13 protein-coding genes and 1 pseudogene are annotated in these 23,340 nt (G+C 39.5%); 11 read left to right on the forward strand and 3 right to left on the reverse strand.

What is annotated here, in order from left to right:
• Positions 1 to 51: 51 nt before the first annotated feature.
• Positions 52 to 906 carry an SDR family oxidoreductase gene (locus tag DP114_RS12015; protein ID WP_171976178.1) on the reverse strand — a complete coding sequence of 285 codons (855 nt, stop codon included), beginning with the start codon at positions 904 to 906 and terminating at the stop codon, positions 52 to 54.
• A gap of 548 nt (positions 907 to 1,454) precedes the next feature.
• Between DP114_RS12015 and DP114_RS12020 the strand changes: the two genes are divergently transcribed.
• The 10 genes from DP114_RS12020 to DP114_RS36285 all read left to right on the forward strand — a co-directional run bounded on the left by DP114_RS12020 (position 1,455) and on the right by DP114_RS36285 (position 19,541).
• A complete protein-coding gene (locus DP114_RS12020; RefSeq protein ID WP_171976179.1) occupies positions 1,455 to 3,059 on the forward strand; it encodes a peptide ligase PGM1-related protein in 1,605 nt (534 codons plus the stop codon).
• 138 nt (positions 3,060 to 3,197) lie between these two features.
• Positions 3,198 to 4,973, forward strand: a complete 1,776-nt coding sequence (locus DP114_RS12025) for a serine/threonine protein kinase (RefSeq protein ID WP_171976180.1) — start codon at positions 3,198 to 3,200, stop codon at positions 4,971 to 4,973.
• Between the two features lie 1,240 nt (positions 4,974 to 6,213).
• Entirely contained in the window at positions 6,214 to 6,996 is a 783-nt protein-coding gene (locus DP114_RS12030; protein ID WP_171976181.1) for a helix-turn-helix domain-containing protein, read from the forward strand.
• A gap of 1,353 nt (positions 6,997 to 8,349) precedes the next feature.
• Positions 8,350 to 8,628 (forward strand): hypothetical protein, encoded by a 279-nt coding sequence (locus DP114_RS12035; RefSeq protein WP_169264567.1) that lies wholly within the window; start codon positions 8,350 to 8,352, stop codon positions 8,626 to 8,628.
• A gap of 793 nt (positions 8,629 to 9,421) precedes the next feature.
• Positions 9,422 to 9,673 carry a hypothetical protein gene (locus DP114_RS12040; protein ID WP_171976182.1) on the forward strand — a complete coding sequence of 84 codons (252 nt, stop codon included), beginning with the start codon at positions 9,422 to 9,424 and terminating at the stop codon, positions 9,671 to 9,673.
• Between the two features lie 73 nt (positions 9,674 to 9,746).
• Complete coding sequence (locus DP114_RS12045) at positions 9,747 to 9,998, forward strand: hypothetical protein (RefSeq protein ID WP_171976183.1); 252 nt, start codon at positions 9,747 to 9,749, stop codon at positions 9,996 to 9,998.
• A 1,282-nt stretch (positions 9,999 to 11,280) separates the two neighbouring features.
• Positions 11,281 to 11,544 carry a hypothetical protein gene (locus tag DP114_RS12050; RefSeq protein WP_171976184.1) on the forward strand — a complete coding sequence of 88 codons (264 nt, stop codon included), beginning with the start codon at positions 11,281 to 11,283 and terminating at the stop codon, positions 11,542 to 11,544.
• 76 nt (positions 11,545 to 11,620) lie between these two features.
• The gene (locus DP114_RS35740) at positions 11,621 to 11,746 is read left to right on the forward strand and encodes a hypothetical protein (RefSeq protein ID WP_256379363.1); all 126 of its coding nucleotides are present in this window, start codon (positions 11,621 to 11,623) and stop codon (positions 11,744 to 11,746) included.
• 597 nt (positions 11,747 to 12,343) lie between these two features.
• Entirely contained in the window at positions 12,344 to 13,783 is a 1,440-nt protein-coding gene (locus tag DP114_RS12055) for an NHLP bacteriocin system secretion protein (protein ID WP_171978172.1), read from the forward strand.
• Positions 13,784 to 14,189: 406 nt separating this feature from the next.
• Positions 14,190 to 19,541, forward strand: coding sequence for an NHLP family bacteriocin export ABC transporter peptidase/permease/ATPase subunit (locus DP114_RS36285; RefSeq protein ID WP_171976185.1), 5,352 nt, complete (start codon positions 14,190 to 14,192; stop codon positions 19,539 to 19,541).
• A gap of 54 nt (positions 19,542 to 19,595) precedes the next feature.
• On the opposite strand, the gene DP114_RS12065 is transcribed toward DP114_RS36285, so the two are convergent.
• Both DP114_RS12065 and DP114_RS12070 read right to left on the reverse strand, forming a co-directional pair.
• Positions 19,596 to 21,437 carry a hypothetical protein gene (locus DP114_RS12065; protein WP_169264572.1) on the reverse strand — a complete coding sequence of 614 codons (1,842 nt, stop codon included), beginning with the start codon at positions 21,435 to 21,437 and terminating at the stop codon, positions 19,596 to 19,598.
• 3 nt (positions 21,438 to 21,440) lie between these two features.
• Positions 21,441 to 22,580, reverse strand: coding sequence for a 5-methylcytosine-specific restriction endonuclease subunit McrB (locus DP114_RS12070; protein WP_169264573.1), 1,140 nt, complete (start codon positions 22,578 to 22,580; stop codon positions 21,441 to 21,443).
• A 219-nt stretch (positions 22,581 to 22,799) separates the two neighbouring features.
• On the opposite strand from DP114_RS12070, the pseudogene DP114_RS12075 reads away from it, so the two are divergent.
• Positions 22,800 to 23,093, forward strand: a pseudogene (locus tag DP114_RS12075) (NHLP bacteriocin export ABC transporter permease/ATPase subunit); the annotation flags it as partial.
• Positions 23,094 to 23,340 lie beyond the last annotated feature (247 nt).

Below are 23,340 nucleotides of genomic sequence, written 5' to 3' on the forward strand. Positions count from 1 at the left end.
AGGATTGAATTCTTATGTACAGAGGCACTATGGCGCGTCTGTACAACTTCATTAGCCGTTGACGACATTACCACCATTGGGGTGTAACACTTGACCAGAGAAGTAAGAAGAGTCATCAGATGCTAGAAACACATAACTGGGTGCGACTTCTTCAGGTTGTCCAGGTCTTTGCATAGGAACTTGTTTCCCGAATTTTTTCACTTTTTCTTCAGGAAAAGTTGACGGAATCAAAGGTGTCCAAATTGGACCAGGAGCGACGGCATTCACACGAATTCCCTTCTCAATTAAACTCTGTGATAAGGAACGAGTAAAGGCAACGATCGCACCTTTTGTTGAAGAGTAATCAATGAGCTGTTTACTACCTTGGTAAGCTGTGACTGATGTGCTGTTTATGATGGTACTACCTTCTTTCAGGTGTTTCAACGCCGCTTTGGTTAAGAAAAACATCGAGAAAATATTTGTGCGGAAAGTCCGCTCTAACTGTTCTTTGCTGATATCCTCGATGCTTTCTTGCGGATGCTGTTCAGCAGCGTTGTTGACTAAAATATCCAGTTTGCCAAATTCATCAATAGTTTGTTGTACAAGTTGCTGACAAAAAACTTCATCACCAATGTCACCAGCTATAGCGACAATACGACGCCCTTGTTCTTCAACTAATTTTTTTGTTTCTTTAGCATCGTCGTGTTCGTTCAGGTAGGCTATAGCTACGTCTGCTCCTTCTTTAGCAAATGCGATCGCCACTGCACGACCAATACCACTATCTCCACCTGTTATCAATGCAACTTTGTTTTTGAGCTTGCCACTTCCTTTATATTGAGCATCATCTGCTTTCGGTTTCGGCGTCATTTCTGATTCCGTACCCGGTGTTTCTTGAGATTGAGGTGGTTGTAATTGTTCTTCTGGCATAGTAGAATCTTCCTTGAAAATAAACAAACAAAAAAAATACCATTTCAAAACTAAACCTTGGACTGAACTATCAATCCAAGGTTTTATTCTTTGGCTAGCAATTGCCATTCAACAGTTTAGGCTTTTTCCTATTTTTAAGCCTGTCGTACTCATTACCTGAGCAATTGTACGTTACTGTTGTTAATTATCGTCACACAAGACACATGCTCTTTCTCTGACAACTAAACACAGCTATGCTATTCTCGTGAAAGGAAATATTTAAACCTTTCATCTGTTTCTTAAGTTATCTATTGTGTGGGGATTATTTCTCACCCTTTAGATGTAAACAAATTTAAATTTTATCCATCTTAAGAGGTAAAAAAAATTAGACCAAATGTAAGTCGAGGGTATGCAGTGCGTGGCAACAGGTGCTTTGATAATATAAATGATGAAATGAGAATGAGTATAACAAACGAATTGTAGCAGAGCCGCGACAAACGAAAAATTAATTAAAATATACCAAAGTAAGATAAGACTGGAAAAACCAAGGCAGGATTTAACTTAATTTTATGCAAAAACTTAATATTTTTTCAAATGAACAAACTGACAAGTTTCGAAATCTTCAGTTAACTTTAAGCGATCGCTGGAACACTTTCCAGGAAATTGAGAACAGCGACGCGGATATTTTAGTTATTCCCTCATTGAGCATTGACCAGGGAGAACTAAAAAAAATCGAAGGTTTTGAGCATTATGAGGAACGACTGCTGTTTTACTTGATTCAGTTGCAGAATCCCTGCACTCGACTCATTTATATCACATCAATGCCAATGCATCCCAGCGTCATTGATTACTATCTGCAACTTTTACCGGGAATTCCTTTTTCTCATGCTCGCAATCGCTTGCTGCTACTTTCCACTTACGATTCCTCTGCCAAACCCCTCACTCAAAAGATTTTAGAACGCCCCCGCTTGCTAAAGCAGATTCATCAAGCTTTAAGGGTTGAAAAATCATTTATGGTATGCTATAATTCTACCGAATTAGAAGCAGAATTATCTTTAAAATTGAAAGTGCCGCTGTTCGCTGCAGCACCAGATTCACAAATTTGGGGGACGAAAAGTGGCAGTCGGCAAATATTTGCAGAAAGCGGAGTTCCGTTTCCAGATGGTTGCCAAAGTGTTTGGAATGATGCAGATTTGGCACAAGCAGCAGCCGAATTGTGGGAACGCCAGCCGACATTAAAACGGATTGTAGTAAAACTCAACGAAGGAATCTCTGGAGAAGGAAATGCGCTCTTGGACTTAAGGCCGATTTTGAATTTAGCACCTCCTGGTAGTTCTCATGAGGAACGACTAACAGCGATGAGTGAGTGCTTTAAAACTTTGCGCTTTCAAGCGAAAGAAGAGAATTGGGAGACATTTTCGCTAAAAATCCCTGAGTTAGGGGCAATTGTTGAGGCGTTCGTGGAAGGAGAAGTCAAGCGATCGCCCAGCGTCCAAGGACTTATTACACCCAATGGGGAGGTGGAAATCCTCTCAACCCACGACCAAATTCTGGGAGGACCTGACGGTCAAGTTTATCTGGGTTGCGAATTTCCCGCCGATGAAACCTATCGACTGCAATTGCAGCAGATAGGGTTAAAAGTTGGCAAAAATTTGGCAGACAAAGGTGCATTAGAAAGATTTGCAGTTGATTTTATCGCTGTTGACAACGGTGATGGACAGTGGGACTTGCAAGCAATTGAAATTAACCTACGTAAAGGTGGTACGACTCATCCCTTTATGAGTCTGAAATTATTAACTAACGGTCGCTATGAACTCTCAACGGGTTTATTTTACACTCAGCAAGGGCGTCCCAAATACTACATGGCTACTGATAACTTACAAAAAGACTCCTATCGGGGGCTTTTGCCCAACGATTTGATGGACATCATCGCTCGTCATAGGCTACACTTTGACACTGGAACCGAAACAGGCACGGTATTTCACTTGATGGGTTGTCTTTCCCAGTTTGGTAAGTTGGGATTGACGAGTATAGGTAATTCTCCACAACAGGCAGAAGAAACTTACAACAAAGTTATCAAAGTTTTGGATAAAGAAACTTCCAGCAACAATAACGATTTATCCTCGTCATCGGAATATGCCTTCCCTATGACTTGGGATGGATCTAGCTGCTAGAAAATGGGGAATTGTGAGTAGTCACCTGCGTACGAGTTGGCTGTCAAAAAGGACTGCTGAACTAGTAACCACTAACTACGAACCATTTCCCAGTCTCCAGTTATGTACAATCGACTCAGGCTATGTCTTTGAGCGCTTGTGTTTCACACTAATCAAAATGCAGTTCATTGCATCAATTCAGACTGTCCGCGTCCCTATCCCCAGCCTTGGGGAAACAAATTTTGCCACACCTGTGGCGCACCGCTGCAACTTTTAGACCGCTATGTCCCACTCCAGCGTTTGGGATCAGGTGGTTTTGCCCAAATTTACACAGTTTGGGATCAAAAGACACAAACAGAAAAAGTGCTGAAAGTGTTGATGGAAAGTTCACCCAAAGCGCTGGAATTGTTTGCTCAAGAGGCGACGGTTTTAAAAAGTTTGCGACATCCAGGTGTTCCTAGAGTTGATGCTGATGGATATTTTTCTGTAGAGATGTTCTCTGTAACAACTCCACAAAGCAATCTCAAGCCTTACCAGTTCAATTGTCTGGTGATGGAAAAAATTCACGGTCAAACTTTGGAAGAAGTTTTCCAGCAGTATCCCCAAGGGTGTCCTCAGGAGTGGATTTTAAACTGGCTTGTTCAAGCTGTGGAGATTTTACAGGAGTTACACACTCGCAAGATCATTCATCGCGATATCAAACCTTCTAATTTAATGCTGCGTATTCCGCAAGGTTCCGTAAATAAGGGGGGAACAAGGAAAGATCAGCTGGTGCTGATTGATTTTGGGGGAGCAAAACAATATAGTTCCAACTTGTTTGGTTTAAAACCTTCCTCAACTCGGTTATATTCTTCTGGCTACAGTCCCCCAGAACAAGTTATTGGGGGTATTATTGGACCTGCGGCTGATTTCTATGCCCTTGGTCGAACGATGATTGAGATGTTAACGGGCAAATCTCTTAGCGATTTGGAAAATCCCGTAAGTGGGGAATTGCTTTGGCGCAAAGTGGTTAATGTCAATTCCCAACTGGCAGATTTACTTGATGAGATGGTACAGGAGGATGGGCGATCGCGTCCAGCCAATGCAGCAATTGTTCAAAAACGTCTAGAAAAAATTTCCCGAATTTCGCCACACCAGGGGATAAAATCCCAAATTCAGCAATCTTTTGCCCAGGGGTTTGGACAAGCTAAGGGGATTTTGGTTCAAGTGGAGGACTCTGTAGGACAAGCACTTACGACTTCTGCTCACGCCGTCGGTCAAACAACTCTGTTTATACTAAAGGCAATTTTCAAGATTTTTTTCGCTTGTCTGGACACATTTTGGACAATCCTTTTGACTGGTGTCGGCGCTAGTTTTGGTACTATAGGTGGCTTTGTTTTAGCTTCACAGACAACCATAGACGAACAAATTACCAAATTTATCTTAGATCAACTACCCGAGTTGAATCTCACAACCCCAGCTATCTCAGGCTTAGAGCTTCTTTTGTTTGCAGGTGCTGGCTTGGGAACCGCATGGGGACTAACACTTGCACGGGGTTTTGGTCAGAAGCGGCGGTTTTTTGTAACATCGATTATGGGCATTATCAGTTATGGATTCGCTTGGCTAGTTTTACAATTGTTCACACCACAACAGGGTGGTGAGAGATTACTCGGATTGATTTTGGCAGCTGTTTCTCTGCTCACTATTAGCTTAGGTCTTCGTAGCCATCATATCGTTCACGCTATAGTTGCTGCGTTTGGCACGGCTGTTGTCTTCGCGGTTTTCGTTCTTTTAGGATTTCCAACAAATATATTCGACTTCCTCAGCTTACCCAACTGGAACGAACTCTGGCTTCCAGTAACTTTTTTTGGTTTTGTCGGCGTTTTTCTGAGCTTCTTTTTGGGGGTGAGTCATTACCTTATTGTCCCTGGGTTGCGCTTTTTAGGCTGGCGTTAATAGATTTGTGTTGGCCTAGCCTGCGCGTAGCGCATAAATTGAAGATATAGATCCCCGACTTCGCAGAAGTTGTCGGGGATCTTGTTTTTCATGAATGATTTACTCCCCCTGCTGAGTGTAAGATTACCGATGTAATTTCTTCTCCCCTGCTCCGAAGCGTTCCGTTGCTCCAAAGCGCCTCTTGAAACCAACCTATAGCTCTAATTGGGGCATTAATTGACGAATTTATATTATTGACAAAATCCACTATTTGTGAATTTTACGCTCCTGCTAATATAACTTTACACAAACATATTAACTTTATCTATTTCTAGTTGAGCTAAAGAACTGAATAATACAGAAAGATTGTGCGTGAAGCGTCTGTGATGCATACTGCTAGCTTTGGCGATACGCACAAGAAGTCAGCAAGCAGGCTTATCGCACAAACGAAACAGTATATTTTGTAAATAAATGAATAAATAAAAAATTCCGATTTTTCATTGGTATTCTATAGCAGCTTTTTTGACCATTGTCTAGTTCCATTTTTACTTATTTTAATTTTAAAAACTCTATCTTATGGCAGGTGCTGAGCCTCTGACAAATTGATTAAAAATAATGCACAACTACCCACACAAGTAATTTTATTTGGCAAACTTTAGCTTAAGATTCAAAATTTAATAATTTAGTATTTTTCTAAAAAGGTTGATTCTTAAAAATTTTTAGATATATTTAGCATACGTTGAAAAGTGATTCTTTCAATTATTATTTTTCGATACAAAAAATATAAAGTAATACTTCTTTAAAAAATCTTTAAAGTAAATTATTGAATATACGGTTTGTATATGATATTTTTCATGTATGTTATATAAAAAGTAGTTAAAAACACATTTGTGATAGTAAACTACGTTTATGTCAGTTTTTTTGATCCAAAAAATATTTGGAGAAACTAAGCAAACTCAAGAACTTGTTTATTAAGGCGATAGTATTTTGTTTTAGCCACTAGTAGATAAGTCTCAATTTAATCAGAATGATTCTTAATTTATAATACTTAGTGGCGAAACAGAGCTTTTCATGATTTTTGAGTTTTTTCTCCGCAAGGTTTAATGGATTTCTGAAGTCTTTTATTGATTGGTGTTTACAATCATGTCTTGTTTTACTACCAATACAAGCATTTTTGACTCATATTTGTAAGTCAAAAAAGAAACATCAGCAAAATAATATAACATTTGTTCTCATTGATAATCAGGTGCTAAGCAGTAACATGTTTTTAAAAGACTTAGAGGCAAAAGTGTTCGAGGCTTCAGACTCAGAAAATAGCTTTATCAGCGCAAAACAGACAGGAAAATCCTTTCCTAATAATAGTGTGCTTTGTGAAATAGAAATGCCTAGACTTGATAGTACCGGTTTCATAAAAGTGCTGTATCAAGGCTCTGTCAGAGCGGTTATTCCTTTCAATTTAGTCAGTTCTAATACTCGTAGACTTGAACAGCACCAAGATATGAATTTGAAAACAGATGAAGATCTAAACAAATCTTCTGCTTTAGAAGAATTCTTGAGAAAAATATGTGAATTAGGGGAACTCTCCATCTACACTGCGAGTTTGGAAGAACAAAGTCTTTTGAACAAGCATTGGCGTGTTACTCTGTCTGAGGAGGAATCTAAGCCATCTCCGCCTAAAACTACAAACTCAACAGACGATAACTCGATATTTCCTACTGATTCTTTACTCAGTCAAATATTTGATTTCATTGAGAAGAATTATGATTCAGCTATCACCCTTTGCAATGTCGCTCAGGCAGTAGGTTACTCTGCAGGTTACTTAACAGATTTAGTGCGACGTCTGACGGGAAAAACAGTGAATCATTGGATCATTGAGCGCCGAATGTCAGCAGCACGTGCTTTACTGCTAGAAACCAAACAAAGTGTAAATAAGATTGCTTTAACAGTTGGTTATCAACATGAGGGTCATTTCTTTCGCCAGTTCCGTCAGTACCACGGAACCACTCCTCAAGCTTGGAGAAAGATCCAGCACTCTGAAGAGTAGCATGGAATAAAAGCGAAAAAATTGCGAGTCTCACAGAAAGATTGTGCATTGTAGTCGGAGGCAACTCATAAGCGTCTCCACGCACCAAAAGATTCTTGAAAGCCCCAAGAGAGTGGGACCTCCTACAAAGGTTAAGGTTAGGTAATTTAGCCGTAACTTGGTATGAGCAGGTAGGCGGCATCTATCTGCCATTCATTTGCTAGCATCTGCACGCATATCTGCATTGAGTTATGCATGTATTACGCATCTATTGTGAAACTTTATTCAGAACCCCAACTTCAAGATCGAAGTCGGAGTGTTTGTTTTTTTACGAATAATTTGTGGTAACTAAAAAAGTTTAATTAACTATTGAGGGTTATCCACCAATACGGTTGGTGTTAAGACATTTATTTGTTGAGGCGGCTGAGGAGCACCCGAGCAGGGAGAAAACCGAGCCACATTCTCCCCCTCCCCCTGCCCCCGAGCGTAGCGTGCTCCCTGCTTGCCTTGCTCCAGCTTTCTCGCCGCGCAAAGCGCTAACACGAGCAAATTTCTTATCACCAACCGTATTGGGTTATCCACTTACATATGCCAGGGTGAAAAATGTTGTATTTACAACATTAAAGAAAAACCAAAATTATAAAGTTTTTGTAAAGCTTACGAATAGTGACACGAAAAAATGTGACTCTTGATCCAAAAAAAGTGCATTGTAATGGAATTGTGAAAAACATAACATAATAACCGTACACTTACGGATTTGAAAAATCATATCTCAAAAATCAATCTATTTAGGACTAAATGTCTGCTGAAGAGCTAACCAAAGAAGCTCTTAAGCTCGACAAAAATGGGCGAGCATTACTTTGAACACTTTTATTGAAGCAATAGATGCTTTTAGAGCACATTGCAAGTAAATGAAGTACAACCACGTTGTCTAAAAGCCAGACTTATCAGCCCTTTTTACTTTTTACTTCTTACTTGGTGACTTCTGACTCAGAAACTGCTGCTGTATAACAGCTATATCTTTTTTATTTTTCACGCTTACTAACCGTTAATCGTGATGTATTTACTGCTTATGAAGCCAGTTTAGGCTTTATTGTAGGCTTAATTTTTATCGAAGTCCCGATAGTTTGCTTTTGTCTGATCCCTAAAACAAACTGATAATATTTTTCTGTGATAAAACGTCTTAAAAAACCTGTTTTTTTTTAGTGAGACTATGGTGAAAATTTTAATACTAAAAGTAGAATAAAGTGGAAAAAATTATCTCGAAAATTAGGAATAAATAATATCTTTATAATCGGTTGACAACATTTTAAAAAACTGTTAATTATAAAGAGAACCTAGGTACAAATTACATACAATGTTTGGAGTTTAGTTATGGCTAAGATCGATCAAATTGGTTTACAACCCAACAGTAATCAGAAAGTTATTGTTGAAGAACTAATAGAAAGTGAATTAGAAAGAATAGTCGGAGGAGATAGTTCTAAGGTTGAACAAACTACTGTGATCACAACTGATGGAAGTCAGTCTATCAATCAGAGTGCTATTCAAGAATCTGGAAAGAATCCTGGTAAAAGACCACCCAGACTATCGCTCAATGAGCTTCTCAAAAGTTTAGGTATCAAGATAGATTTGGATCTTAACATTAAAGCATGACGTTGATCTTTGAGGTTAAGAGATTATTCATTAGGATTCACGACAACTTTGTTTAAACTGTAACCGTTCACGAGGTGAGCAAAAAATATCGAACATGAAATCCACGAAATCACTACTAAAATCAGCCTAAGTTTGATTTTTTTGGGTAATTTTGAATAGAAAAAACCGCGCGTAGTGCGTTGGCAACTGTTTTTTAAGGATTTAGGCAAAAGACCTACCGCCCGTGAACGATTACATTTAAACTTACCCTTCGTGCATCCAATCAAAGTATATATCCCCGATTTATAAAGAAGTCGGGGATATTGTTTTTTATGAATAAATTAGTATCCTTTCGCTTGCTTAAGCAGTAGGAGCTTGCGATATCTGTCAATGACTTTTAAATACTTTTTTTGTATATTTTTTATCTACTTTTAATTGTAAAGTTTAATGGATTTGAAGGCTTTTTTATTTTTATTTATCCTACCTTTATTACTTTTATTCTTATGACATTTGTAGTTCTATTTTTTAACTATAGAAAACATAAACTTTATAAAAGTGCTTATAAACTTTAAAGTATCTTTATATTATTTAAATAATAAAAGCTGTAATATTTAAACATAGTGAAAAAACAAAGCTTTACCAACTAAATATTTGTCAGATTTTACATGGAAATTAAATCTGACAACTAAGTTAATTAAAAAAATCAGTAGATAATTATCAAGCTATCTAAAGATTTTTCTTATTAACAATAATTGGTTAAGTCAAGAAATTTATTTCACTGTCCCAAAACTATTTTTACCAGGAAGGAGCCTTTATGTCAGTAGTAGCAATTTTGACCGAGTTAACCGAACAAGAAATCAGCGGAATTGTTGGTGGTGGTCAATACTCCAAGAACTCTGGTTCCAGCAGTGCTAAAGGTGTTAACGCACAATCATCCAATCAATCTGCTACTGTCATAGCAAATGGTGGAGGAAAAAATAGCGATACAAAAGCTACCTCTATTCAAGGTTCAAATCAATCGATTGATAATAGCAAAGATCGTGCGTACGTTACCTACAAGTACTAAGTTATCTCCGTAGTACGCTCAAAATCAAATAATCTCACTGTCCCAAAACTATTTTTACCAGGAAGGAACCTTTATGTCAGTAGTAGCAATTTTGACCGAGTTAACCGAACAAGAAATCAGCGGAATTGTTGGTGGTGGTCAATCCTCCAAAAACTCTGGTTACAGTAGTGCTAAAGGTGTTAACGCACAATCATCCAATCAATCTGCTACTGTCATAGCAAATGGTGGAGGAAAAAATAGCGATACAAAAGCTACCTCTATCCAAAACTCAAATCAATCGATTGATAATAGCAAAGACCGTGCGTACGTTACCTACAAGTACTAAGTTATCTCCGTAGTACGCTCTAGTTGAGTGACCATCTCAACCAAAAGTCACTACAGCAATTTGTATTGCCAAAAATTCCTCTATCATGATTTTGTATCATCAGTACAAATCAAAACAGCACTAACCTAAAAAGTATGCAAGTTATAGATTACTTCGTAATAACAGTTATTAACCAGTAGTCCTTTGCCAGATGCTGCCAACAACTGACAAATGACTAATAACGGCTCTTACGAATAACTACACGAGCATCTTATAAGAATAGTGGTCTGGTCTTTTCTGGCTGCAAAAATTGCTACAACGTTACTTTGAACATTGACGGGTGTAAGCTGGATAAAAGTGAAAGGTCAAAGGGTAAGAGACCTTCGTTTGTTATCCCTTACTTCTTACCTACCCGTCAACTTTCCCCTCGAAAAATTAATAAAATTGTGGTATCAACAGGAACCACTCCTTGTTTATGCGCAATTCAAGTATCAAAATTTTTTGTTTCTTCAGCCTTTGATCTCTTATTAAATGATAGGTTTATTTTCGTTCGTACGTATATGGATTAGAAGTCAGGCATGGTGACGAAATTGCCTGTATTGCATAATTTTTCTGGAGTATCTGGGCGAATATTTGATGAGGAATTAGATCTTGCCTTATGCCGTAATTGACGGTATTCAAGCTAGAGGATAAAAAGCAAATTACAGTACAGAACGTGTGAAATTAAATTCTAATTTTTTTGTTTCGCTTTTCGTTATATAGTTGTAATTTTTTTCACAAGCTACTTATGTATCGCGGAATTTATTATAGTTTGGGGATATTGTTTGTTATGAATAATTTGGTGTATTTTAGCTTGTCTAAGCAGTAGTAACTTATAAGATTTGTAAGTTACTTGTCAAATAAATAATTTTTTTCTTAGATGTTTTATAGAGTTTAGACATTAACTTTTATTTTTTTGTAACGACTTACTATTTCTATTTATCCTATTTTTTAAATAGGTTTTTTGTCCATAGTTTCTAATTTGAAAAAAATACTAATTAAAATACTTAATAGAACTTTTATCCAAAATTTATAAAAAGTGTCCTGGTAATATGTAATATTTATAATGTAGTGAAAGTGCAAGACTTAACCAAATAATGTCGTTTGAATGTTAAGAATATGGTAATATTTAACGACAATAAGAAAAAATCAGTAGATAATCACGAGTTGAAGCATCTAAGGATTTTTTGATTACCAATTATTGGTGAAGTAAAGAAAAGAATTTCACTCTCCCAAAACTATTTCACACCACGAAGGAACTTTTATGTCAACTCTAAAATTTGAGCAAGAAACATTCACAGTTTTGACCGAGTTAACTGATGAAGAAATCAATGGAATTGTAGGAGGAAAAGGTTCAGACGTCGCTATTGGTGTTAAAGCTCCCACTAATGTAAAAATTGATGGTGCAACTGTAACCACGCAACAAATCACTCAAGTTGGTGTCGCACTAGTCGTTAATGGTGACGGGAAAGCTAGTGTTAAACAAGATGCAACTCAAAAGGTTATTCAGACAAAACGCCGCCCATAAAGCACGCATACCCTGCGGTAAGCTCCTCCGTGTCTACAAAATCAACGAAAAGCTTATACTGTAAAGTTTTTGACTTTTGACTGACTCAGTAGGGTTACTAGCTTATCTCGATAGTATGCTCATCTTGAGTGAGCACCTCAACCAAAAGCCATTACAGCAGTTTGTATTGCCAAAAATTCCTTACATCATCCATGATTTGTAATCATACAAATCAGAACAGCACTAAGCTAGAAGGTATGCAAGTTATAGATTATTTCGTGAAGACAGTTATTAACCAGAAGTCCTTTGCCAGATGCTGCCAACAACTGACAAAGGACTAATAACGACCTTTACAAATAAGTATACGGGTATCTTATAACATAGTGGTCTGGTATTTTCTGGCTGCAAAACCTACTACAACGTTACTTTGAACATTGACGGGTGTAAGCGGGATAAAAGTGAAAGGTCAAATGGTAAGAGACCTTCGTTTATTATCCCTTACTTCTTACCTACCCGTCAATATTCTCCTAAATAATCAATAAAATGTGGTTCTGACAGGAGCCACTGCTTGTTTATGCACAGATGACGAAATTGCGTGTGTAGCGCTAATGTAAGCCTTTGCGCAGGATAATGCGTGAATTTTGTTAGGGCAGGGGGACGCAGTCCCGGATTGAATTTTGAATTAAGCGAAGGGGTGACGTCGAGAGTGCATAAATCTTATGGATAATTGTACGCCAAAGCAAACAAAACGTTACTATTGCTTACCCTTTATCAAAGCTGCAACTTATAAAGTTGCGGTAGCACAATGGGATGGTCTGTGGTGATTAATCAAAGAAGCGACTTGTTCCGCAAAGAAGCTTTAGACCGTGCTTCTTCGCCTGAAGAATTAGATCACATCATGCAGGTAGTCAGCCCGAAAAAGTGGCTACCTATAGTTGCAGTTGGTTCGTTGGTGGCAATGGGGCTGACTTGGAGTTTTTTAGGTCGAATTCCAATTACGGTCACGGGTACTGGAATTATAGTCTATCCCAGTACAATTACCTCATTTCAGTCACCACTTGGTGGTAAATTACAAACAGTTAACATCCGGGTTGGCGATTTTGTAAATAGAGGAGATATATTGGCAACGCTAGACCAAAGCGAACTCCTCAAACAGCTACAACTACAACGCTCTAAATTAGGGCAACTACAAATAGAAGATCGCGCTGCTAGTTTAGTGCAACTACAGCGGCAAAACGCAGACAAAGAAGCGATTAAACAGCAAAGCGAATCTTTGCGGCAAAACCTCCAGGCAGTACAGAAATTAACACCGATTTTAAGAGACAAAGGGCTAAATTCGATTCAACGCGATCGCGTTAACCAAACACAAACTTTAAAAGCACTGCAAAAACTGCTACCTACTTTCCAACAGAGATTGAACAACCGTCAGGAGTTATTAAACGAAGGAGCAATTGCTGGCGATACGGTACTACAAGCACAGCAGGATTACTTAAATGCGGTGACACAAATTAATGAAGCCGAATCGCAACTCAAGCAACTGGATGTCAAAGAAGCAGATGCACAAAGACAATATCTAGAGAACCTGAACTCAATTAAAGATTTGCAAGCGCAGTTAAAACAATTAGATAGTAAAAAAGCAACTGCAGCGCAACAAGATCTAGAAGCAGTAACTACTCGCAAAAAAGAAATTCAGGAAGTCCGGCGCAATATTGCTCAATTAGCACTGCAATTGTCGAGTAGCAGCTTAATCAAGAGTAGCTACTCTGGACGGGTTTTAGAAATTTCGGCAACTCCAGGACAAGTTGTCTCACAGGGTACACCCATAGGAACAATAGCCGCACAACAGCTATCAACTCAACCTATGAGTGTGGCATTTTTTCCTGTTGGCGATGGCAAGAAAATTCAAAAGGGAATGAAGTTACAAGTCACGCCTAGTACAGTGCAACGGGAACGCTTTGGTGGCATCATTGGTGGTGTCACAGATGTCTCACCCTTTCCTGTGACTAAACAGGGTGCATTAAGTGTAGTAGGTAATACCGAATTTGTGGAAGCTTTAATGTCACAAGGACCGCAAATCTTAATGACTTCTCGATTGCAATCAGACTCTTCGAGCTTTAGCGGCTACAAATGGTCTTCTTCAACTGGACCACAGATGAAAGTCACTTCAGGAACTACTACCTCAGTACAAGTCACTGTGGAAGAACGCGCCCCGATTACATTTGTCCTGCCACTTTTAAAATCCTGGAGTGGTATTTCGTGATATGGTATTATGCTGTTCCGACGGAACATAAATCATACCGTTTCATTATTTTGATGACTATAAATAAAAACAGTGAACAGCTACCTACACAGTGAACAGTGAACAAGGGGTGGACGAGTCCGTTTCCTACCTGATAACCCTTCGGGTGTGCGCAGAGCGCACGCCTTACGGCGAACGCCAGTCGCCTACGGAGGGAGACCCTCCTGCAGCGCTGGCTTACTGATAACTGTAGGACTTACGCAAAAACCCTTTTAAACCCTCTTACCTTTGCGTTCTTTGCGTCTATGTCCTGCGGACACGCTGCGCTAAGGCGGTTCATTTTTTCATTATTTTGCGTAAGTCTTGAACTGATAACTGCTAACTGATAACTGTTAAATCACAGTCAAAATTTTTTAAAAATATTTTTATGTTCTGGCAAAATCTAAAAAATATATTAGGGCGATCTGCGCTCCGCGCAGCAGCGAAGCTATCGCCTAAAAAAAAGCGGTGTCATACTCCTACTCTACTGCAAATGGAAGTAGTAGAATGTGGCGCTGCTGCTTTGGGAATTATTCTAAGTTATTACCATCGTATTGTCCCACTAACGGAACTGAGGCAGGCTTGCGGTGTATCGCGGGACGGAGTTAGTGCTTTAAATATCCTCAAGGCTGCTAGAAACTATAAACTTAGCGCCAAATGCTTTAAGACCAACTTAGCTGGCTTGTCGCAGTTGAAATTTCCCTACATTATATTTTGGAACTTTAACCATTTCCTAGTTGTAGAGGGATTCGGCAAACAGCAAGTTTTTCTTAATGACCCCGCTATGGGACGGCGTACTGTTTCCCTAGAAGAATTTAGTGGTGCTTACACAGGTGTCGTACTAGTTGCAGAACCTAGTACAGAATTTCAACGCGGAGGACGCAAGCCCAGCACAATCTTAGCTTTGTGGTCACGGCTGCGAGGTTCTATTAGTGCATTGATTTACTGCGTGGTGGCAGGATTTTTGCTAGTCATTCCCGGACTGGCGCTACCTGCATTCTCCCAGGTATTTGTAGACAACGTATTGATTGAGCATCGGTATGAATGGTTGCGTCCGCTAATTTTAGGTATGCTGTTTACAGCTGCACTCAACGGGTTTTTGACGCTGTTACAGTTGCAGTTCTTGCGGAAGATGAAAATCAAGTTGTCCGTGGGGATGAAGAGTCGGTATCTGTGGCACATTTTACGCCTACCCCTGAGTTTTTATGATCAGCGGTATGCTGGGGAAATCAGTAGCCGTATACAGCTCAACAACAGTGTTGCTGATATGCTTTCGGGTGAGTTAGCGACTACAGTGATTGCAGCAGCGTCTGTATCTCTATATGTAATAGTGATGTTGCAATATGATGTGGTGCTAACCTTAATTGCGATCGCTTTTGTGATTATAAACCTTGCTGCCTTGCAGTGGGTCAGAGGGCGGCGCGTAGATGCCAACATTAAACTCATCCAAGAACAGGGAAAAGTCAGCGGCGTAGAAATTTCTGGTCTTCAGAGTATGGAGACGCTAAAAGCATCTGGGTTAGAATCAGATTTTTTTTCCCGGTGGGCGGGTCACTATGCCAAAGCCGTCAACACGGACCAAGAATTACAGGAAACAAACCAGACAATTGGTGTTTTACCAAGTTTTCTCGAAGCGATCGCTTCCATGCTACTTTTAGCTATGGGCGGTTTGCGAGTTATGGATGGAGCTTTGAGCATCGGAATGTTAATCGCCTTTCTCGGTATGATGGAAAGGTTTTTCGCTCCGGTAAGTAATCTCATCAACTTGGGAAGTCAACTCCAAGAGATGGAAGGTAATCTCACTCGCCTTGATGATATCTTACGTAATCCAATTGATCGGCAGCTTGAGCAGGAAAGCAGGGAAGTAAGGGACCACAGGGGCAGGGAATCTCAGGGAGAAATAAATTCTTCCTTGCCTTATGTGCCTTCCTTGTCTTCTAGCTTACGGCTCGTCGGTTCGCAAACATCCCCCTATCTTCTAACCAAACTCAGGGGATACGTAGAATTACGCAATTTGACATTTGGCTATAGCCAAATCGCTCCACCGCAGATTGAAAATTTTAATCTTTTGCTCAGGCCAGGGCAACGAGTTGCTTTGGTAGGTGGAAGTGGTTCTGGAAAGTCTACCATTGCCAAACTTTTGTGTGGCTTATACCAACCGTGGGAAGGAGAAATTCGATTTGACGAGAACCGCAGAGAGGAAATTTCTCGTCAAGTACTAGCCAATTCTATTTCTGTTGTAGAGCAAGAGATTTTGTTATTTGCTGGTACAGTCAGAGATAACTTGACGCTTTGGGATAGTACTATTCCTGACACTCATCTGGTTCGGGCTTGTCAAGACGCAGAACTTCACGATGTCATCCTTTCACTGCCAAATGGGTACAATTCCGACCTTTTGGAAGGTGCTACCAATTTGAGTGGTGGTCAGCGACAACGGCTAGAAATTGCACGTGCTTTGGTTAATAATCCTAGTATTCTGATCATGGATGAAGCCACTAGCGCCTTGGATAGCGAAACAGAAAAGAACGTCACTCGAAATCTGCGGTTGCGCGGTTGCACTTGCATCATCGTGGCACATCGACTCTCAACCATCCGAGATTGTGATGAAATTATTGTCCTTGATCGCGGCAAGATAGTCCAACGGGGAACCCATGAAGAATTACAGCAAGTTGAAGGGCTGTACTTAGAATTAATCCGCAGTGAAGGAGAGGAGCAGGAGGAGCAGGGAGTAGGGAGCAGGGAGCAGGGAGTAGGGGACCAAATCAATTCAAAATTAGAAGACTCTGCCTCATCCGCCTCATCTGTGTTGTCTTTTTCAAATCTCAAAGGACAACATTACCGTTTACAATGCAATGAATCGCTACAGCTAGATGAGCCTGAGACAATTTGGCTAGTGAAATCTGGTAGCTTGGCGTTATTTGGGATTGCAGTGAATAATAGCATTCCAAAAGATACCCGTCGCTATTTATTTAGTAGCACAGCAGGACAGGCGATGTTTGCGACTGCACCAAGTAAGACAGACAACGAGCAAAAAATTTTAGCGGTGTCGCTTGAGGAGACAGAAATTGTCAAAGTATCCAAAGCCGACTTTAATCAATTGTTTGCTAACGCTAATAAAGAAGTCGTAACTCTGATAGAACACTGGATTTATCAATTAGGTTCAGTACTTGCTGGCATCACTACACCAACGATACCAACATCGCTTCCGGAAACCCGCGACATCTCCTTAGTCAAAGACCAAATATTCCAGCCGCATCAAATATCGTGGGTGCAAGTCGTGCAAGGACGTGTTCGATGGATGGGGTTTGAGGAACTCTCGTTAACTCCTGCATCAGCAATCTTGCCTTTAGGTGCGAATATGTGGCTACAAGCAGATAACACTGTTGAGCTAAAAAGTGTTAACACCTTAGAAATCGAAGATATCAATTCCTTATTAGGCGGTTTGTCCCAATTACAAACTTATTTTCTTTTTTGTATTAATCTGCTTCAACGGCAGGAAGTGGATGCAGAATTACTCAGATTTCAAGCCAGAGAACGTCTTGAAAGGCAAGTGATGCAAGAGACGTTAGCAGAATTAGCATCTGTATTGCCACAGCCAAAGTCAGACAGACTAAATAATAGTTCAGAATTCAGTAGTAGTCTTGATTCAACTGATCCAGATCAAGCCTTACTCATTGCTGCTGGTGCAGTAGGAAAAGCATTAGGAATTAAGATTTGTCCCCCAGCTGCATCAGAAGATTTATCACGAGTGCAAGATCCTGTGGAAGCGATCGCCCGTGCTTCCCATATCCGTGTACGGCGAATTCAGTTGCGAGACAAGTGGTGGGAAAAGGATTGCGGGGCAATGTTGGCATTTACGATTGAGGATAAACTGCCAGTCGCACTATTGCCAGTGTCTGCTACGCGTTACGAACTCTACGCCCCTTCGGAACAAAGGCGCATTCCTGTAGATACCCCCATAGCAAGAGTGTTAGCTTCGACTGCCTACGTATTCTATCGACCTTTGCCTGATAAACAGCTCAAAACTCTTGATTTGCTTCGGTTTGCCCTTCAAGGTCATTACAAAGAACTGATCGTAATTTTAGTGATGGGCATGACTATCAGTCTATTAGGAATGCTAACACCTCAAGCTACAGCAATCCTGATCGACAAAGCTATCCCAGATGCTAATCGGGGGTTGTTAACCCAGATTGCTTTTGGTTTGATAGCTGCTGCCTTTGGTGGAATGCTGTTTCAACTAGCCCTTGGATTTGCTACGATTAGGCTAGAAACTTTTGCCGATTCCTCTACTCAAGCCGCAGTGTGGGATCGATTGTTAAAGTTAAAAGCTTCCTTTTTTCGCTCCTTCTCAGTTGGTGATTTGGATTCTAGAGTCACGGCGATTACTCAAATTCGCCAAAGACTAGGTAGTACAATCTTAAGAACAATCTTCTCCAGTTTGTTCTCGCTACTCAATCTGGGACTATTGTTCTACTACAGTCTTCCCTTAGCTTTGATAGCTTGTGTAGTAGCATTCGTAAATATTGCTGTCACAATCATCTCTGGTACTCTGATTGTCCGCAAAGTTCGCCCTCTGCTAGAGCAAGAAGGACAAATCTTTGGTGTGATGGTGCAGTTAATTAATGGAGTTACCAAACTCCGAGTCGCTAAAGCTGAAGCCCGCGCCTTTGGTTATTGGGGAAAACAATATACCCATCAATTGAAATTAATCCTAAGTACCCAAGTCATTGAAGACACTGTCACCGTTATCAATCACGTGTTACCTGCATTAACAACTGCCGCCCTCTTCTGGTTTGCTACTAGCTTAATTGTGCAGTCCCAAGTCCCTGGAGGCTCTGGTTTATCAACTGGTACTTTTTTAGCATTTAACGTCGCTTTTGGCACTTTTGTCAACGGAGCTACCAGTTTAAGCAGCACAGTTGTGGAAGTTTTACAAATCTTGCCTTTGTGGCAACGTGCTCAACCAATACTGCAAGGTGAACTAGAAGTCAAGTCTCATCAGGCAGATCCAGGAAGACTAGCGGGTAGATTAGATGTAGATCGGGTATCTTTCCGTTACCGCGATGATGGTCAATTAATCTTGGAAAATGTCAGTATCCACGCCCAACCAGGAGAATTTATTGCCATTGTCGGGTCTTCAGGTAGCGGGAAATCAACGTTATTAAGGTTACTTTTGGGATTTGAATTCCCAAAATCTGGCACGATTTATTACGACGGACAAGATTTAGCAGGGTTAGATGTCCATGCTGTGCGCCGCCAATTAGGTGTAGTACTGCAAAATAGTCGCTTGATGTCAGCCTCAATTTTTGAGAATATTGCCAGTAATGCATTGATTACGATGGATGAAGCTTGGCAAGCAGCTCAAATGGCAGGTTTTGCAGATGATGTTGCCGCGATGCCGATGCAAATGCATACAATCGTCAGTGAGGGAGGTAGTAATCTCTCCGGCGGACAACGACAGCGGCTGTTGATTGCTCGGGCACTCGCATTAAAACCCCGCATTTTGTTATTTGATGAGGCTACCAGTGCGCTTGATAACAGAACTCAGGCGATCGTCAGTGAAAGTTTAGATAAACTGCAAGTTACCCGAATTGTGATCGCCCACCGACTGAGTACAATCCGTAACGCTGACCGCATTTATGTACTCCAAGGAGGTCGAATTTTGCAGCAGGGTCGTTTTGAGGAACTGGCTAAAGTTGAGGGGCTGTTTGCTCAATTGATGGCGAGGCAGATGAGTTAACAATTCAAAATTCGTTTTGAAAAGTTTACTCTGTCGGGAAACGCGAACGTTGCATTATCTAAGATAACTATCAGCAATAGCAGCAAAATTTACATCATTAAAATCAATATATCCAAAAAATGAGTTATTAATTGTTTCTTTTAAGACATTAGAATCACTCCACGAAGAGGGAAACCAAAAATCACTTCTAATTTCTAAGTCTTTATATTTCCCGTTAGATTCTATGCGCTGCTGTAACAAATACTCGTACACAAATTGTTTCCTGATACTTCTTTCTTTCAATTCTCTAAAATTGTTACTAATAGAAAAAGCTTCCGGTTCTAAATATTTGATATCAACTATTTGAAAACCACAAGATACTTTTTGTATAAAATCAGCAAACGTACTAACTAAATCATCGATACTCTTGTCATAACGTTCTCTAACATAATATCTAAACAAAGAGTTATTAAAAACATTATAATAATCTACTTCTACACCTAAGTCAGTTTCTAAAAAATCTTTAAACGTAGCGGGTGTCAAAATACCATTTTTCAAAGCGACGCAAAAGACATGATTAACTTGAAACATCAAATCTAATTCACTAGGGTTTAATTCATCGACATCAATATGCCAAAATGAATAAAAGTTGTTAGGTAATTGCGAATTAATCAATAATTTCTTGCCAACTACAGAATATATTTTTTCTAGCTCTACAAAAGTATGCCCTGCTTCTGGAGATTGATTTTTATAACATATCCTTATCCTACGCTCATACTCTACTTCCCCAGATATGTAACAATTGAAAAGAGTTTCGTAAGAATAATCATTCCAATCCTTTCTATACAATGTGAAATATTGATTGAAGCGTTCTATATTATTTTGTATAAAATATTTACCAAAATAATATACAACTGCATCAGGCATTAGCTGCTTGCCATTAATTATAAAAGTATCAGTCAAATCCAAGATTTTTGGCTTACTATTAACTAGTGCCAGTACATCATCAGCTATGTATCTACCATCCAAATGCAAAATATATTCTGGCGCTAAATTCTTCGCTAAATATGTTATGCACATAGATTCCCAAACGCTATGGAAGTTCTTAATACCCCAAATTTCTCCTTCATCCTGTTGGGATAGTTCTCCATATAAAAATAACTCAATCGCATCGTGAAACTGCCAAAAATCATCATCCTTAAGCGGAGTATAGCGTTTGATTAACTCCAAAACATCCTTGAGAATATCTATAGTTTGAGTGCAGTACTCTTCATGGAATAAACTGTACTCTGCCCCTATATATCTATGTTTAAAATCTTCTGCTAGTACCTGCAACTCAGGCGGAATTTCTTCATCTAGCTTCTGCTTAATTTCCCAGAGGATATAGCAATACATTGCCACAATATCTGTAGACTGGTACTTTACTTGCTGTCGGGGCAAGGTCATTGCATCAATATATGCCCCACCATTATTTTGATACACTGCCCTGTGCAAAAAGCGATGAATCTGAGAGTAGTCAATTTTCTCAGTTATCCCTAACCGATAAGCTAAAGACAGTATTTTTAGTTCATCATAAGCAGCCAAAATAGCACCAATATTATCCAGCTTGGAATAGAGCATATTTCCTTCATTAACAGCATCAGGTAGGCTGATTTTCTGAGTGCTGCCATCACCCCGAACAACTCCATCTCTATCAGCAGTAGATTGCAGATATCCTTTAAAATTACAAATATCTTTAAATTGGCGTAATATCTTGTAGAGCAAGAAGAATATATAGCATTTGCTATTATACGTATCAAACACAGCAGGGTCAAAACCACGGGGCAAGCACAATTGGATTTGGGAATCGCGCTTTTGAATGCCGACAAACGAATATTTATCGTTAACAACTGGTTGCAATTCGTGGAAGTTTAGCATTAGTTAAAAACCAACATCAATATCATCTTTTTCTTCTACAGTAGGCACGCTATCATGCCAGTACTCTAGTAAGTCGATTGTATAAATCAAAAAATCAGTAAAGGTAACTAAGCTAATATTTTTCTTATTTAATTTATCTCGAATAAATTCAGTTAATAATTGCTTATTTCTGGCAAAGACACCGTCCCATAGATAAAACATTAGTTTATCTTGCACCTGTTCCAGAGTTACTTCACCATATTTCGGCTTGATAAACCACCAACTAATTAGTTTATCTTCTATCCTTCTAATACTGTAAGAGTGTGATTTTATAAATTCATTTACTCCTACAATACAGCGATACCAATCTAAAATTTTAGCATCACTTAGCGGCAAATTAGTATATCGCACCGCATCAGGTATAGTTTTGGATGACATATTAGCTTTACTAGGAGCATCTACATACTCCCAATCCCAACGACGCTTAAAAGCACTGTCTAAGTAATAAATAGATTCATCAGATGTATTTATGGTTGCAATAATTGATAGATTGGAGGGAATATTAATTTTACGACTTTGCAAATTGTTGAACAACCTTAAACCGTTTTGGTTCGAGTTATCTTTAAAATTCTGTTCCAAAATTTTACTAAAATATTCAAGATTAGTACCATTAATCTGTATCACACCATCATTGGAAACATTAGCCTTATACCCCATCGCATCGAATAAGCCAACTAACTCCATTTCAGAGATATCAACTTCATAAGTTGACCAACCATCTTCTTCCCTATCTAATAGCTGAAATACCGAACCAAATATGGCAGCGGCGTTGCCCCGGTTCAACTCATCAATGACCAGTAAATAGTTCTCCTCTTTACCATCAACCAAACTCCGATATGCCATACCCAACGCCTTGAGGAAATGTCCAGGATAGTACTTATATACTATAGAACCTCCATACGTTAGGGGTAACAATTTGCCCATAAAATCAGAGTATGTGTATTCAGGATGAAATACAGTTTTTACTGTATTAGACAGAGTTTTGTTAGCTTCATCAAACCCAATTAAGAGTTCTTCCTCGGCAATTTCTCGTATCTTGTAGCTTTTGCCAGTCCCAGGACTGCCAAAAATTATCTTCTGGATTGGCTGAAACTGATTGCCCATAGTCTTGGTTATAACAAATACTACCTCAATATTGTACGCACTCTGTTTAGAAAAACAAATACCGTACTATCAAAAAGCAAAATTTTCTTCTATCAGATAAAATTTTTCGTATGTAAAAATTTACATACTAAGGTGTTTCATATCTACTTGTAAATATTTATTAGTGGATGAATGTTACCCTGATTCCAAGCGGATTACTCTGATACAAAACAGAAAGTGGGGGAACAGCGACAGCGACTGCTGATTGCTCGGGCACTAGCATTAAAACCCCGCATTTTGATCTTTGATGAGGCAACCAGCGCTTTAGATAACAGAACTCAGGCGATCGTCAGCCAAAGTTTAGATAAACTCCAAGTTACCCGAATCGTCATCGCCCACCGACTGAGTACAATCCGTAACGCTCACCGCATCTATGTACTCCAAGCAGGTCGAATTTTGCAGCAGGGTAGTTTTGAGGAACTGGCTAGAGTTGAGGGGCTGTTTGCTCAGTTGATGGCGAGGCAGATGACATAATTTCAGTAAACTGATTTATTCCCTACACCCTTATACCCTTATACCCTTACACTCCTTCTTCTTGACGCTACGCGTATCGCAAAGGAGCAACAGACGCATAAAGGCATATCACACTTGGGCAATCTAAGCTAAAAATAATTCCCCCCAGCCGCTTTTATATTAGGCTTGGGGGGAAAAAATAGGTCGTAGACTATAGAGTTTCTGTATATGTCTTGATGTTTTTATTCTATTAACTGTGTTCACTTTT

The sequence above is a fragment of the Brasilonema sennae CENA114 genome (genome assembly GCF_006968745.1).
Taxonomy (GTDB): domain Bacteria; phylum Cyanobacteriota; class Cyanobacteriia; order Cyanobacteriales; family Nostocaceae; genus Brasilonema; species Brasilonema sennae.

What these genes read in the sequence shown, in the direction of transcription:
- DP114_RS12065 (WP_169264572.1), bottom strand. Translation starts at nt 21,437, where the DNA reads ATGCTAAACTTCCACGAATTGCAACCAGTTGTTAACGATAAATATTCG.
- DP114_RS12035 (WP_169264567.1), top strand. Translation starts at nt 8,350, where the DNA reads ATGGCTAAGATCGATCAAATTGGTTTACAACCCAACAGTAATCAGAAA.
- DP114_RS12040 (WP_171976182.1), top strand. Translation starts at nt 9,422, where the DNA reads ATGTCAGTAGTAGCAATTTTGACCGAGTTAACCGAACAAGAAATCAGC.
- DP114_RS36285 (WP_171976185.1), top strand. Translation starts at nt 14,190, where the DNA reads ATGTTCTGGCAAAATCTAAAAAATATATTAGGGCGATCTGCGCTCCGC.
- DP114_RS12020 (WP_171976179.1), top strand. Translation starts at nt 1,455, where the DNA reads ATGCAAAAACTTAATATTTTTTCAAATGAACAAACTGACAAGTTTCGA.
- DP114_RS12030 (WP_171976181.1), top strand. Translation starts at nt 6,214, where the DNA reads ATGTTTTTAAAAGACTTAGAGGCAAAAGTGTTCGAGGCTTCAGACTCA.
- DP114_RS12015 (WP_171976178.1), bottom strand. Translation starts at nt 906, where the DNA reads ATGCCAGAAGAACAATTACAACCACCTCAATCTCAAGAAACACCGGGT.
- DP114_RS12045 (WP_171976183.1), top strand. Translation starts at nt 9,747, where the DNA reads ATGTCAGTAGTAGCAATTTTGACCGAGTTAACCGAACAAGAAATCAGC.
- DP114_RS12050 (WP_171976184.1), top strand. Translation starts at nt 11,281, where the DNA reads ATGTCAACTCTAAAATTTGAGCAAGAAACATTCACAGTTTTGACCGAG.
- DP114_RS12070 (WP_169264573.1), bottom strand. Translation starts at nt 22,580, where the DNA reads ATGGGCAATCAGTTTCAGCCAATCCAGAAGATAATTTTTGGCAGTCCT.